The organism is Mesorhizobium sp. L-2-11, from assembly GCF_016756595.1.
GTDB lineage: Bacteria > Pseudomonadota > Alphaproteobacteria > Rhizobiales > Rhizobiaceae > Mesorhizobium.
Map to the genome: position 1 here is coordinate 3,441,874 of NZ_AP023257.1, position 12,794 is coordinate 3,454,667.

Annotated in this window: 13 protein-coding genes; 9 read left to right on the plus strand and 4 right to left on the minus strand. The window is 63.0% G+C overall.

The features are described 5' to 3' along the window. Window positions 1-62: 62 nt before the first annotated feature. The gene (gene glpX, locus JG739_RS16475; protein ID WP_202362520.1) at window positions 63-1,046 is read left to right on the plus strand and encodes a class II fructose-bisphosphatase; all 984 of its coding nucleotides are present in this window, start codon (window positions 63-65) and stop codon (window positions 1,044-1,046) included. Between the two features lie 63 nt (window positions 1,047-1,109). Then, a complete protein-coding gene (gene recJ / locus JG739_RS16480) occupies window positions 1,110-2,894 on the plus strand; it encodes a single-stranded-DNA-specific exonuclease RecJ (protein WP_202362521.1) in 1,785 nt (594 codons plus the stop codon). A gap of 40 nt (window positions 2,895-2,934) precedes the next feature. Here the strand turns inward: recJ and JG739_RS16485 are convergent, their stop codons facing one another. From JG739_RS16485 to folE, 3 genes are all read right to left on the minus strand, one after another. Next, entirely contained in the window at window positions 2,935-3,903 is a 969-nt protein-coding gene (locus tag JG739_RS16485) for a patatin family protein (RefSeq protein WP_202362522.1), read from the minus strand. 84 nt (window positions 3,904-3,987) lie between these two features. Next, complete coding sequence (hisI, locus tag JG739_RS16490; protein ID WP_202362523.1) at window positions 3,988-4,458, minus strand: phosphoribosyl-AMP cyclohydrolase; 471 nt, start codon at window positions 4,456-4,458, stop codon at window positions 3,988-3,990. A 138-nt stretch (window positions 4,459-4,596) separates the two neighbouring features. After that, the gene (gene folE, locus JG739_RS16495; protein ID WP_023801043.1) at window positions 4,597-5,232 is read right to left on the minus strand and encodes a GTP cyclohydrolase I FolE; all 636 of its coding nucleotides are present in this window, start codon (window positions 5,230-5,232) and stop codon (window positions 4,597-4,599) included. Between the two features lie 240 nt (window positions 5,233-5,472). Between folE and JG739_RS16500 the strand changes: the two genes are divergently transcribed. The 5 genes from JG739_RS16500 (at window position 5,473) to JG739_RS16520 (ending at window position 10,434) form a co-directional block, all read left to right on the plus strand. Continuing rightward, complete coding sequence (locus tag JG739_RS16500; protein ID WP_023801044.1) at window positions 5,473-5,919, plus strand: iron-sulfur cluster assembly scaffold protein; 447 nt, start codon at window positions 5,473-5,475, stop codon at window positions 5,917-5,919. A 7-nt stretch (window positions 5,920-5,926) separates the two neighbouring features. Further along, window positions 5,927-6,301 (plus strand): membrane protein insertion efficiency factor YidD, encoded by a 375-nt coding sequence (yidD, locus tag JG739_RS16505; protein ID WP_202362524.1) that lies wholly within the window; start codon window positions 5,927-5,929, stop codon window positions 6,299-6,301. A gap of 124 nt (window positions 6,302-6,425) precedes the next feature. Continuing rightward, the gene (gene blaOXA, locus JG739_RS16510) at window positions 6,426-7,265 is read left to right on the plus strand and encodes a class D beta-lactamase (protein WP_202362525.1); all 840 of its coding nucleotides are present in this window, start codon (window positions 6,426-6,428) and stop codon (window positions 7,263-7,265) included. A gap of 165 nt (window positions 7,266-7,430) precedes the next feature. Further along, the gene (thrS, locus tag JG739_RS16515; protein ID WP_202362526.1) at window positions 7,431-9,407 is read left to right on the plus strand and encodes a threonine--tRNA ligase; all 1,977 of its coding nucleotides are present in this window, start codon (window positions 7,431-7,433) and stop codon (window positions 9,405-9,407) included. Window positions 9,408-9,495: 88 nt separating this feature from the next. Further along, complete coding sequence (locus JG739_RS16520; protein WP_202362527.1) at window positions 9,496-10,434, plus strand: lysophospholipid acyltransferase family protein; 939 nt, start codon at window positions 9,496-9,498, stop codon at window positions 10,432-10,434. A 33-nt stretch (window positions 10,435-10,467) separates the two neighbouring features. Here the strand turns inward: JG739_RS16520 and JG739_RS16525 are convergent, their stop codons facing one another. Then, window positions 10,468-11,433, minus strand: a complete 966-nt coding sequence (locus JG739_RS16525) for a hypothetical protein (RefSeq protein WP_202362528.1) — start codon at window positions 11,431-11,433, stop codon at window positions 10,468-10,470. Window positions 11,434-11,588: 155 nt separating this feature from the next. On the opposite strand from JG739_RS16525, the gene JG739_RS16530 reads away from it, so the two are divergent. Both JG739_RS16530 and JG739_RS16535 read left to right on the plus strand, forming a co-directional pair. After that, window positions 11,589-12,173 carry a nitroreductase family protein gene (locus JG739_RS16530; RefSeq protein WP_202362529.1) on the plus strand — a complete coding sequence of 195 codons (585 nt, stop codon included), beginning with the start codon at window positions 11,589-11,591 and terminating at the stop codon, window positions 12,171-12,173. Continuing rightward, the gene (locus tag JG739_RS16535; protein WP_202362530.1) at window positions 12,174-12,782 is read left to right on the plus strand and encodes a flavin reductase family protein; all 609 of its coding nucleotides are present in this window, start codon (window positions 12,174-12,176) and stop codon (window positions 12,780-12,782) included. The last annotated feature ends 12 nt before the right edge of the window (window positions 12,783-12,794 follow it).

A 12,794-nucleotide genomic window follows, 5' to 3' on the forward strand; every position in this document is an offset into this window, starting at 1 on the left:
CTCGTCCATTGGACGCGCGGCGCTCTAACGGGAGGCAATCTGCCAACGAGGATTTTTCACCGATGAACATTGCCCAGAACATCGTCGCCGGCCTTGACCGGATACTCACCATGGAACTGGTGCGTGTGACCGAACGGGCCGCCGTTGCGGCAGCCAGATTGCGCGGACGCGGCGACGAAAAGGCTGCCGACCAGGCCGCGGTCGACGCGATGCGCGAAGAGCTCAACCGCCTCGCCATCAACGGCACGGTGGTGATCGGCGAAGGCGAACGCGACGAGGCGCCGATGCTCTATATCGGCGAAGAGGTCGGTTCCGGCAAAGGCCCGGCGGTCGATATTGCGCTCGATCCGCTCGAAGGCACGACGATCTGCGCCAAGAACCTGCCCAATGCACTGGCGGTCATCGCGATCGCGGAAAAGGGCAGCCTTCTGTTCGCGCCCGACGTCTATATGGACAAGATCGCCATTGGCCCGGGTTACGCGGACGGCGTCATCGACATCGACGCCACGCCGGCCGAAAACATCGCCAGCCTGGCCAGGGCCAAGGGCGTGGCTGTGTCGGAGATCACCGCCTGCATCCTCGACCGGCCGCGCCATGGCGCGCTGATCGAGGCGGTGCGCGCCACGGGCGCTGCGATCCGGCTGATCGGCGACGGTGACGTCGCCGGCGTCATCCACACCACCGATCCGGACGAAACCGGCATCGACATCTATCTCGGCACCGGCGGCGCGCCGGAGGGTGTGCTGGCGGCGGCAGCATTACGCTGCACCGGCGGCCAGATGCAGGGGAGGCTGATCCTCGACACACCGCAAAAGCTGGCGCGCGCAGCGAAGATGGGCATCCTCGATCCGAAGCGGGTCTACCGCGCGCACGACATGGCGCGCGGCGACGTGCTGTTCGCAGCAACCGGCGTGACCGACGGCAACATGCTGGCCGGCGTCAAGTTCGGCCGCAATTCCATCACCACGCACACGATCGTGCTGCGCTCGTCGTCGCGCACCGTGCGCGAGATCAAGGCCAGGCACCAGGATCTGGAAAAGTTTTGATTCCCGACTCAGGGCTGGCCGTCGCATATTGTGAGCAATGACAATCCGCAGACGGCGCGTCGCATGACGGGCGAAAACCGTATCTTCCTCGATGTCAGGCAGTCTGCATCAGGTGTTTCCTGGGAACACCGGCTGACCGAGCGGCAGGACATGACCGCGCTTGCCATCGCGCAAGGCTATGGCGTGCCGGACATCGTTGCGCGCGTGCTCGCCGGGCGCGGCGTGACCGCCGAGCAGACCGAGCGGTTCCTGGATCCGACCATCCGCGATCTTTTGCCGGACCCGGCGTCGCTGACCGACATGGACAAGGCCGCCGCCCGCATCGCCGGGGCAGTCGTTGCCAGGGAAAAGGTGGCGATCTTCGGCGACTACGATGTCGATGGCGCGGCCTCGTCGGCGCTGCTCAAGCGGTTCCTCACGCATTTCTCGGTGCCTGCGGAGATCTACATACCGGACCGTATCTTCGAAGGGTACGGCCCCAATCCGGAAGCGATGCGCGAACTCGTCTCGCGCGGCGCGACGCTGATCGTCACCGTCGATTGCGGCACCAACAGCGCCGCTTCCATCGACGCGGCGAACGCTGCCGGCGCCGATGTCGTGGTGCTCGATCATCACCAGCTCGGCGGTCCGTTGCCGGCAGCGGTTGCGGTCGTCAATCCCAATCGCGAGGACGACCTTTCGGGGCAGGGCCATCTTTGTGCCGCCGGCGTCGTCTTCCTGGCGCTGGTGCAGACGGCGAAGATCCTGCGCGGCCGGTTGCCGGGTGCCGCACCGCCGGACCTGCTCGGCCTGCTCGACCTCGTTGCACTGGCCACCGTTTGCGACGTGGTGCCGCTGACCGGCGTCAACCGCGCCTTCGTGGTCAAGGGACTGCAGATCGCACGCCAGCAGCGGAACGAAGGATTGGCGGCATTGGCGCGGGTCTCGCGCATCGGCGAGCCGGTCAGCACCTTTCATCTGGCCTATCTGATCGGCCCGCGCATCAATGCCGGCGGGCGCATCGGCGACGCAGCACTCGGCGGCCGCCTGCTCGCCACCGACGATCCTGTCGAGGCCCGCACTATCGCCGAGACGCTGGACCGGCTCAATCAGGAGCGGCAGCAGATGGAACTGGAAATGCTGGCCGCGGCACGCGTCGAGGCCGATGCCGAGCTTGCCGGCGGCAATGGTCCGGCCATCGTCGTCACCGCCAGCTCCAACTGGCATCCGGGCATCGTCGGCCTGCTGGCCTCGCGGCTCAAGGACCATGCGCGCCGGCCGGCTTTCGCCATTGCCTTCAACGCCAATGGTGTCGGCACGGGGTCGGGCCGTTCGGTGTCGGGCTTCGATCTTGGCCGGCTGGTGCGCGAGGCGGCCATTGCCGGGCTGATCGTCAAGGGCGGCGGCCATGGCATGGCGGCCGGCATCACGGTGGAGCGGGCGAAACTTGGCGCGCTCAGGGCCTTCTTCGAGGAACGCGCGGCGGCCGAGGTGTTCCGGCTGCAGGGCGAGGAAAGCCTGGCGATCGACGGTGCGCTGGCCGCCGAGGGCGCGACGCTTGGCCTGCTCGATGCACTGGAGAAAGCCGGCCCGTTCGGCGCCGGGCACGTCGCACCAGTCTTTGCGCTGCCGCGCCATCGCCTTGCCGATGCGAGGCCGGTCGGCACCAATCACATCCGCGCCGAGTTGCAGTCGGAAAGCGGCGGCCGCATCCAGGCGATCGCGTTTCGCGCCGTCGATACGGCGCTCGGCGAATTCCTGTTCAAGAACAGGGGCAAGCCGGTGCATGTCGCCGGTTCGCTGTCGGGCAATTACTGGAACGGCAACCGCACTGTGCAGTTCCGCATCGTCGATGCCGCGCGCGCCTGAGGATTAGCTTCCTTTTTCTGCGCGGACGGTCAGTCGCTGTTCAGGCGAGAACCGCCTGCAGGCGGGCCAACTCGTCGATCTGGGCCATCGTCACCTGATAGCCGATGCGGATCGCCTCGTCGGCGCGGTGGAATTCGGTCAGGCCGATATGGCTGAGCTTTGGCTGCAGCGACAGATCAGGCGGGTCGCCGGCCAGACGCGCCCGCGAAATGCGGTCCTGGATGATGTTGAAGGCTTCGACCATGACGCCGGTAATGCCGAGCCGTGTCTGGTATTGGTGCCCTGTGTCGATGAGGCCGGGCCTTGGCGCGTCCTTCTCGACGACCAGTTCGCCGGCGCTGTGCTTGATGACGGCGGCGCGGCCGAACAGATCGTAGTGAAGGTTCACCGCGACCACGAGCGGCTGCTCGTAGGCGCGGCAGACCGAGACCGGGACCGGATTGACCAGCGCACCGTCGACCAGCACGCGCCCGTTGCAACTGACCGGTTCGAACACGCCGGGCAGGGCATAGGAGGCGCGCATGGCGGTGATCAGCAAGCCGCCCGACAGCCAGATTTCATGGCCGGTGCGGATCTCCGTGGTGACGCAGACGAAAGGCTTGGGCAGATCTTCGAAACGGATGCCGGCCATGTGCTCGCGCAGCCGTGCATCGAGCTTCATGCCGCCGAACAATCCGCTGCCGCGCAAATTGAGATCGAGAAGACCAAAAATGCGCCGCTTGGTCAGGCTTCTTGCGAATTCTTCCAGTTCATCCAGCTTGCCGGCAAGATAACAGCCGCCGACCAGCGCGCCGATCGAGGTGCCGGCGATCATCGACACTTCGATGCCAGCTTCGTCGAGCGCGCGCAGCACACCGATATGGGCCCAGCCGCGCGCGCAGCCGCCGCCCAATGCCAGCGAAATGCCTGTTTTCCTGGCGGAGCTGATTTTGGATGCACCGGCGGCCGATGACAGGCCATTGGCCTCCCGAACGTCAGGTCTGTTATGCAATGACGCCCAGTCGAGCATCACAATCTCCCTTGTCCCGCGGCTAAATTATCGGCAGGCCGTATCGAAATCATGAATATACGTGATTGCAGTTCGGCGAATGGTTCAAATGGATGGTTCATGGGGCTTTCGATACGTTTCTTGCGCATCGAACAGCGGCTTGCTGCCATCGCTGGCAAGCGTCCCCTTGCCGTCGATCAGTCCCACCGTCCGATAAAAGCAGGAACGCCGGCCGGTGTGGCAGGTTGCGTCGTGGCCCATCACTTTGACGCGCAGCCATATTGCGTCCTGGTCACAATCCGTGAGCATCTCGACGATTTTCTGGACATTCCCGGACGTTTCGCCCTTCTTCCACAGAGCGCTGCGCGAGCGCGACCAGTAGTGGGCGATGCCGGTTTCCAGCGTCAGCGCCAGCGCCTCGGCGTTCATATGCGCGACCATCAGCAGCATGCCGTCTTCGGCATTGGTGACGACGACGGTGACCAGGCCGCCGGCATCGAAGCGCGGCGAAAAGACCGTGCTTTCTTCCAGTGTTTTCTTGTCTGATGGAGCTTTCGGAAATTCCACTGCCGACATCGCCGGTCCTTGTTCAGCGCTTCGCCCAGTCCGATAGGATCGGAATGGGCGAGGCGCTGTCTTGTTGTTTGGCCATGATCTGATTCGAGAACCGGTTCTCATTTCTCACGATCATGGCTGGCAGCCGGCGAGGCTCGTTCAGCCCCTGCCGCCGCGCACCATGGTGACGAAGCGGACCTGTTCCTCGGGCGTGTCCTTGAAGACGCCGGTGAAGGTCGAGGTCAGCGTCGTGGATCCTTCCTTGCGGATGCCGCGCATGGCCATGCACATATGCTCGGCTTCGAGCATGACGGCGACGCCGCGTGGATTGAGCACATCCTGGATGACGCCGGCGATCTGTGCGGTCATCGCTTCCTGGGTCTGCAGGCGCTGGGCAAAGATATCGACGACGCGGGCGATCTTGGACAGGCCGACGACCTTGCCGTCCGGCAGATAGCCGACATGCGCCTTGCCGATGATCGGCACCATGTGGTGCTCGCAATGCGAATGGAACGTTATATCCTTTACCAGGACGAGGTCGTCATAGCCGGCGACCTCCTCGAAGGTGCGGCCGAGTTCCTCGGCCGGGCACTTGTCGTAGCCGCCGAACATTTCGCGATAGGCCTTCACCACGCGCTTTGGCGTGTCGACCAGGCCCTCCCGGTCCGGGTTGTCGCCGGTCCAACGCAACAGCGTGCGCACCGCGGCCTCGGCTTCGGCTTCGGTCGGCCGATCGGTGACCGGCTTTTCCATATAGGCGGAAGGGGGCATGAATTTCTTGATGACGGCATCCATAAAGGCGTCTCCCGTAGTTCCCCTCTCAGGAGGAACGAGTTGAACGGACCACGACCTTTCGGGTGTTAGAAACGTGCCCTGTTTCCAGCCCGTAAGCGGCGTGAAGTGATTTGAGCAGGGACGCGGTTGTCGGTTGCCTTGTCCATACCCGAGTACCAGCATTATATATGATCGTTGCGAGCGAAAGGAAGGCCGTCTGCGGCAATCGCTGTTCGCTCGGCGGCGACGGATTGGAAAAATATGATCGACGACGTCTACAATGCGAAAATTCTGGGATTTGCCGGGAACATCGCGCGGATCGGCCGGCTCGACCATCCCGATGCAACCGCGCGCGCGCATTCCAAGCTGTGCGGCTCGACGGTGACTGTCGATCTGAAGATGGATGACGGCATCGTCACCGATTTCGCCCATGACGTCAAAGCCTGCGCGCTTGGCCAGGCGTCGTCCTCGATCATGGCGCAGCATGTCGTCGGCGCCAGCGCCGATGAATTGCGCAGCGTTCGCGAGACGATGCTGAAGATGCTGAAGGAAAACGGCGCGCCGCCCCAAGGTCGCTTCGCCGACCTCAGATATCTCGAACCGGTGCGCGACTACAAGGCGCGCCATGCCTCGACCATGCTGACCTTCGATGCCGTGGTCGACGCGATCGGCCAGATCGAGAAGAAGCGCGCCGAACAGGCGGCCTAGCCGTCAAATGGCGACCGACCACACGCATCAGAGGCCGCGATATACACGCAACTGGCCGGGTCCGTGGCGCAAGACGCCCGGCCGAATTTTGGGCACCTCGCTCGTGCGCTTCTACCAGCTGACGCTGTCCGGCTTTGTCGGCAATTCCTGCCGGCATTTGCCGACCTGTTCCGAATACGCGCACGAAGCGATCGCCCGCCATGGGCTATGGGCCGGCGGCTGGATGGGTTTTTTCCGCGTGCTGCGCTGCGGGCCGGGCGGAACGCATGGCATCGACCGGGTACCGGAGGTGCTGGCCGAGCCCTATGTCTGGTTCACGCCCTGGCGGTACTGGCGGATCGGAAAAAAGCGCAGTGATCCTGAAACTGCCGGTGGGGCGTAAGCTCAGCATCGAGCAGGATCTTTACGATTTGCTAGGGTTAACCGCACGTTGCGCATTTAAGACAAAATCGAGACAAGACGCCTAGCTAAGCCGCTCCTGACATGCCTCAGGAGAGATTGTCCCAATGCGCCAGCTAGACCGCCGTCCATTCGTTTTCGCCGTGGTTCTCTACCTTCTGGCCTGGCTTTTGGGTTTTCCGATCGGCGCTCAATCGGCGCCGCTGGAGGAGGTCGAATGCACGCTGATCCTGGATGCTGCAAGCGGTGAAACGCTGTATCGGGACGGGGTCTGCGACCAGCGCTTCAGTCCCGCCTCGACTTTCAAGGTGCCCTTGGCGCTGATCGGCTATGATTCGGGAATCCTGAGCGACGAGCACACGCCGGCCTGGGATTACAAGCCCGAGTTCAAGGCGGTCAAGCGCGACCAGAAAACCGTCGACCCAACGATCTGGGAAAAGGACTCGGTGCTGTGGTTTTCGCAGGAAATCACCCGCCGGCTCGGCAACGAGCGGTTTGCCGGCTACGTCTCGAAATTCGATTACGGCAACACCGATGTTGCCGGCAATGCCGGCAAGAATGATGGCCTCACCCGGTCCTGGGTGAATTCTTCGCTTGAGATATCGCCGGTCGAACAGGCGAACTTCCTGCGCCGGCTGCTTGCCGGCGAACTGCCGGTTTCGGACAAGGCCCACGCGATGACCAGGGCGATCTTGCCGACCTTCCAGGCAGGTGGCTGGACCGTCCACGGCAAGACCGGCACCACCAGGCTTGGCGACAGCGTCGACAAGCGCTCAGATGGCTGGCGCTCGCTCGGCTGGTTTGTCGGCTGGGCCAACAAGGATTCCCGCAGCATCGTCTTTGCCCGCCTGGTAATCGATACGAAACGTTCCGATACGCCGAAGGGTCCTCAGACGCGGGCGGTGTTCCTGAAACAGCTGCCGAATCTCGTCAACAAGAGCAAGTGATCGGCCATTCGCCTTTACGGCACGAAAATCTGCCCATAAAAGACTGCCGCCGGACGCATCCGGCTTTTTACTTTTGCATGTCATTGCCCAAAACCGCTGCACAGTTTCTGGGCGACATGCATGTCACCACCCGCGCTCGTTTGCGGGACTGGATAGGAGAATTTTATGCTGAATTCCGTTTCCCTGACATTTCCCGATGGCTCCGTCCGCGACTACGATGCGGCGATGACCGGCGCCGGCCTGGCGGAATCGATTTCGAAGTCGCTGGCCAGGAAGGCGGTCGCCTACTCGATCGATGGCGTGCTGCGCGATCTTTCCGACCCGCTCGGCAAGTCCGGCAAGGTCGAGATCATCACCCGCGAAGACCCGCGCGCGCTGGAGCTCATCCGCCATGACGCAGCGCATGTGTTGGCCGAAGCCGTGCAGGAATTGTGGCCGGGCACGCAGGTGACCATCGGCCCGGTGATCGAGAACGGCTTCTATTATGATTTTGCCCGCAACGAGCCGTTCACGCCCGACGATTTCCCGGTGATCGAGAAGAAGATGCGCGAGATCATCGCGCGCAACAAGCCGTTCACCAAAGAGGTGTGGTCGCGTGAGAAGGCGAAGAAAATCTTTGCCGACAAGGGCGAGCGCTACAAGCTGGAACTGATCGACGCCATTCCCGAAGATCAGGACCTAAAAATCTATGCCCAGGGCGACTGGTTCGACCTCTGCCGCGGCCCGCACATGGTCTCGACCGGACAGATCGGCAGCGCCTTCAAGCTGATGAAGGTGGCCGGCGCTTATTGGCGCGGCGATTCGAACAACCCGATGCTGACCCGCATCTATGGCACGGCCTGGGCCGATCAGGCGCAGCTCGATGCCTATCAGACCTTGCTGGAGGAAGCCGAAAAGCGCGACCACAGGAAGCTCGGCCGCGAGATGGACCTGTTCCATTTCCAGGAGGAGGGGCCGGGCGTCGTCTTTTGGCATGCCAAGGGCTGGAGACTGTTCCAGAACCTGGTCAACTACATGCGCCGCCGCCTCGACGAGCAGGGTTATCAGGAAGTCAACGCGCCGCAAGTGCTCGACAAGAGCCTGTGGGAGACCTCAGGTCACTGGGGCTGGTACCGGGACAATATGTTCAAGGTGACGGTTGCCGGCGACGACACCGACGACGACCGGATGTTTGCGCTGAAGCCGATGAACTGCCCCGGCCACGTCCAGATCTTCAAGCACGGGCTGAAGTCCTACCGCGATCTGCCGGTAAAACTTGCGGAATTCGGCAATGTGCATCGCTACGAGCCGTCCGGCGCGCTGCATGGGTTGATGCGCGTGCGCGGCTTTACCCAGGACGATGCCCACATCTTCTGCACTGAGGAACAACTCGCGGACGAGTGCATCAAGATCAACGACCTGATCCTGTCGACCTATGCCGATTTCGGCTTTGACGAAATCACGGTCAAGCTGGCGACCCGCCCCGAAAAACGCGTCGGCACCGACGCGATGTGGGATCATGCCGAGGGCGTGCTGCAGGATGTGCTCGACAAGATCGCGGCGCGGTCGGGCAACCGGATCAAGACGGGCGTCAATCCGGGCGAGGGCACGTTCTACGGGCCGAAGTTCGAATATGTGCTGAAGGACGCCATCGGCCGCGACTGGCAATGCGGCACCACGCAGGTCGACTTCAACCTGCCGGAACGGTTCGGCGCCTTCTACATCGGCTCGGATTCGGAAAAAAAGCAGCCGGTGATGGTGCATCGCGCCATCTGCGGCTCGATGGAGCGCTTCCTCGGCATCCTGATCGAGAATTATTCCGGCCATTTCCCGCTATGGTTCGCACCGCTGCAAGTGGTGGTTGCAACGATCACCTCCGATGCCGACGATTACGCGCAAAAGGTCGTCGCGCAGCTGAAGGCAGCCGGACTGTTGGCAGAAGCCGATCTTCGCAACGAGAAGATCAACTACAAGGTCCGCGAGCACTCGCTGGCCAAGGTTCCGGTCATCCTCGTCTGCGGCAAGCGCGAGGCGGAGGAAGAGACGGTCAACATCCGCCGGCTCGGCTCGCGCGACCAGGAGTCGCTCGGCCTTGGCCAGGCGGTGGCGATGCTTACCGAAGAAGCAGTGACGCCCGACCGCAGGCGCAAACGAGCGGCCTGAGTTCAGCCGGATTGTCGATGAAATGGCGGTGGAGCGATCACCACCGCCATTTCATATGCTTGTCACGCCAGCCTTGTAACGAGCCCTAATGCTCAAGCTGAAGATGCGCGAAAGACCGTTTCCTGAGCTTTCCTATGCCAGCCCGCATCAGCCGGCATTGACGCGCTGGTTCATCCACTCCATCGAAGGCCTGTCCGGCCGCGACCGCTTCGCGGCGCTCTATGACTTTTGGCGCCGTCATGTGGCGCCGACCGGCGAGCGTGTGTTCAGCCGCATGCTGGAGCTGATCGATGTCAGGGTGCGGACCACTGGCCAGTGGCCGCCAGAAAAATTGCCCGACACGCCGCTGGTGATCGTCGCCAATCATCCGTTCGGCATCGGCGACGGCATTGCGGTGCTGTCGCTGGCCGAGCAGCTGCAGCGCCCGTTCCGCGTCATGATCCATAAGGATCTGCTCAAGATCCGCGAGCTGGAGCCCTATTCGCTGCCGATCGACTTTTCCGAGACCAAGGACGCGCTCAGGAACAACATGGCGGTGCGCCACGAGGCGGTGCGGCTGTTGAAAGACGGCGTCATCATCGTCGTCTTCCCCGCGGGCGGCGTCGCCACCGCGCCGAAAGGTTTTGGCAGGGCGCGCGACCTGCCGTGGAAGATGTTTCCGGCCCGTCTTGTCCAAGACGCCAAGGCGTCGGTTGTCCCGATGCACTTTTCCGGCCAGAACGGCCGGCTGTTCCACCTGGTCAGCGGACCCATGAACCTGGCCGAGCGTGAAGGGCGCGTGGCGAAGTTCGTCGGCAAGGCTTCGCTAACGCTTCGTACTTCCCTGCTCATCCACGAATTCGCGCGGCTGTCCGGCAAATCGATCGACGTGCGCGTCGGCTACGTGCTGGGATGGGACGAGCTAGAGCCGGTGCGCGACCGCAAGGCTTTGCTCGAGCGGCTTTACCGGGCCGTCTTCGATCTGGCTCCGGCCGAGCCGCGCGGCGGCGGCCAGTTTCTGCCGCGACGCATGCGCAAAGCGGCTTGACCGCCGGCGCCTGTAAGGCAGTGCCCCGACGCTTTAGTCCGCGCCTTCCTGAGGATCGATCGCCGAGGCCTCCGTGGCCAAAACCTGGATTTCCGTGTTCTGCCCGGCCACGACGGTAAAATCTTTCTGATAGATGCGGTCGCGGTTCTTGGCGATAATGGTGTAGTCGCCCTCGGCAAGCACCATCGAAGCAAAGGCGCCGACGGTTTCCTGGATGGGATCGCCGGACTCGTTGAGCAACGACCAGGAGGTGTCGGCGATCGCCTCTCCGCCCGGCTCGCGCACCAGCTTCATGGTCATCTCCGCCGCACGATGCTCGACGGCCGCTTCGGTCAGCTTGCCGGCCTCGACGCGGATGTCAGAGCGGATGACCGCATTCACCGAGCCATAGGTCGAGACGACGTGATAGACGCCTGCGTTCAGCCGCACGACGCTGTTCGGCTCGACATCGGGTATGATCAGGGCGCGATCGTGATTGGCCTCGGCCTGGCCTTCATAGATCGAAAAGCGCAATTTCTTCGGCGGTATGCGCAATCCGCCCGACAGCACGGCGTCGAGCTTGAGTCCGCCGGCATCGAGCACAAGGCTTTCGCGCTTGGCGTCCTTGCCGAGGGTGATGCGCTTGGTGGCACCGGCCCGGCCGTAAGAGGCATGGACAAGATAGCTGCCGGGCTCGAGCTGGAACACCGCGCTGCCGCCATGGGCGGAAGCGACCATCGGCAGCTTGCCGTCGCCGGTGGGGTCAGGCTTGAAGACGCGCCAGACGATGCCGCGGGTGATGTCGGCGCCCTTGTCGGTCAACTGCGCCGACAGCGTGATCGCGCCGCTGCTCCTCGCTGCCAGGGGTGCATCGCTTTTCGGAGGCGCATAGTTCGAAATTCCGGGAAGCTTCAGATCACCGAGGCCGTCCGCATCTTGAGCTGCGGCAAGCGAAACCGGCACCATCAACAGTGCGGCAGCGAGCCAGATCGGGAAAAGTCGCAATGTCCCCTCAAACATGGCTTGCGTTGAAGCCCAAGGCGGTGGCAATTTCAAGGCTTAAGAGTCCGATCAGCTTCTGCTAGAGGCTCTTTGTCGGCGCGCCGCGCCAATGCCCGAGCCGCCCGATGCCCCGATGGTGCGCTTCAGCTTAAATTCCAAGGAGACTTGCGCCCATGGCGTCGCCGATCATCGATTTTCTGCTGACCCGAAATTCCGCGCCGATCCCGGAGCTTAAGGAACCAGCACCTAGCGACGCTGACATCGCGACGATGATTGCCGCCGCCTCGCGGGTGCCGGACCACGGCCGGCTCGAGCCCTGGCGCTTCATCCTCTACCGGGGCGAGGCACGCGTCGAGATCGGCAAGAAGCTGGCAGCCCTTGCCGCACAGCGCGAAGGGCCGCTGCCAGAAGGCCGCCACAACCAGGAACTGGCGCGCTTTTCGCGCGCGCCGCTGGTGATCGGCGTGGTGTCGAGTCCGAAGGAAAACCCAAAAATCCCGCAATGGGAGATGTTCCTGTCCGGCGGCATGGCGGCGATGAACCTCATGATAGCAGCCAATGCGCTGGGCTATGGCACCAACATGATCAGCAACTGGTATTCCGATGTGCCGGAGGGCAGGGCGATCCTGGGACTGGCGCCGCATGAGCGGGTCGTCGGATTCGTCCATATCGGCTCCTATCAGGGGCCGGCGCCCGAGCGGCCGCGGCCTGATCCGGCAAAGCTCTATGCCGACTATGCAGGGCCGTGGGTGGGCTGAATGTTCTACGAGCCGTCTAAAGGTCACGGGCTGCCGCATGACCCGTCCAAGGCGATCGTGGCACCACGGCCGATCGGCTGGATCTCGACGGTGAACAAGGCTGGCGAGGTCAACCTCGCCCCCTATTCCTTCTTCAATGCGTTTTCGACGCGGCCCTTCATCGTCTGGTTTTCGTCCGAAGGCGAGAAGGACAGCGCCACCTTCGCCGAAGAAACAGGCGAGTTCGTCGCCAATCTCGTCAGCCGCGATCTCGCTGAAAAAATGGTCCGCACGGCGGTCGATGCGCCGCGCGGCGTCACCGAATTCGACTATGCTGATCTCACCATGGCGCCTTCGCGTCTTGTTGCGCCGCCCCGTGTCGCGGCAGCGCCCGCGGCGCTTGAATGCCGGGTGACGGAAATCCTGCGGCCAAAGGCACTGGACGGGACGCTTACCAGCGCTGTCGTCGTTGCCGGCGAAGTCGTCGGCGTGCATATCGATGATGCATTTCTGAAAGACGGCATGTTCGATATCGTCAAGGCGGGCAATGTCGGCCGTCTCGGCTATATGGACTATGCCAGCGTCAGCGAGATATTTTCAATGAGCCGGCCTCGCTGGAGAAAAGATTAGGCTGGCAAAATA

What these genes read in the sequence shown, in the direction of transcription:
- glpX (WP_202362520.1), top strand. Translation starts at nt 63, where the DNA reads ATGAACATTGCCCAGAACATCGTCGCCGGCCTTGACCGGATACTCACC.
- recJ (WP_202362521.1), top strand. Translation starts at nt 1,110, where the DNA reads ATGACGGGCGAAAACCGTATCTTCCTCGATGTCAGGCAGTCTGCATCA.
- JG739_RS16485 (WP_202362522.1), bottom strand. Translation starts at nt 3,903, where the DNA reads ATGCTCGACTGGGCGTCATTGCATAACAGACCTGACGTTCGGGAGGCC.
- hisI (WP_202362523.1), bottom strand. Translation starts at nt 4,458, where the DNA reads ATGTCGGCAGTGGAATTTCCGAAAGCTCCATCAGACAAGAAAACACTG.
- folE (WP_023801043.1), bottom strand. Translation starts at nt 5,232, where the DNA reads ATGGATGCCGTCATCAAGAAATTCATGCCCCCTTCCGCCTATATGGAA.
- JG739_RS16500 (WP_023801044.1), top strand. Translation starts at nt 5,473, where the DNA reads ATGATCGACGACGTCTACAATGCGAAAATTCTGGGATTTGCCGGGAAC.
- yidD (WP_202362524.1), top strand. Translation starts at nt 5,927, where the DNA reads ATGGCGACCGACCACACGCATCAGAGGCCGCGATATACACGCAACTGG.
- blaOXA (WP_202362525.1), top strand. Translation starts at nt 6,426, where the DNA reads ATGCGCCAGCTAGACCGCCGTCCATTCGTTTTCGCCGTGGTTCTCTAC.
- thrS (WP_202362526.1), top strand. Translation starts at nt 7,431, where the DNA reads ATGCTGAATTCCGTTTCCCTGACATTTCCCGATGGCTCCGTCCGCGAC.
- JG739_RS16520 (WP_202362527.1), top strand. Translation starts at nt 9,496, where the DNA reads ATGCTCAAGCTGAAGATGCGCGAAAGACCGTTTCCTGAGCTTTCCTAT.
- JG739_RS16525 (WP_202362528.1), bottom strand. Translation starts at nt 11,433, where the DNA reads ATGTTTGAGGGGACATTGCGACTTTTCCCGATCTGGCTCGCTGCCGCA.
- JG739_RS16530 (WP_202362529.1), top strand. Translation starts at nt 11,589, where the DNA reads ATGGCGTCGCCGATCATCGATTTTCTGCTGACCCGAAATTCCGCGCCG.
- JG739_RS16535 (WP_202362530.1), top strand. Translation starts at nt 12,174, where the DNA reads ATGTTCTACGAGCCGTCTAAAGGTCACGGGCTGCCGCATGACCCGTCC.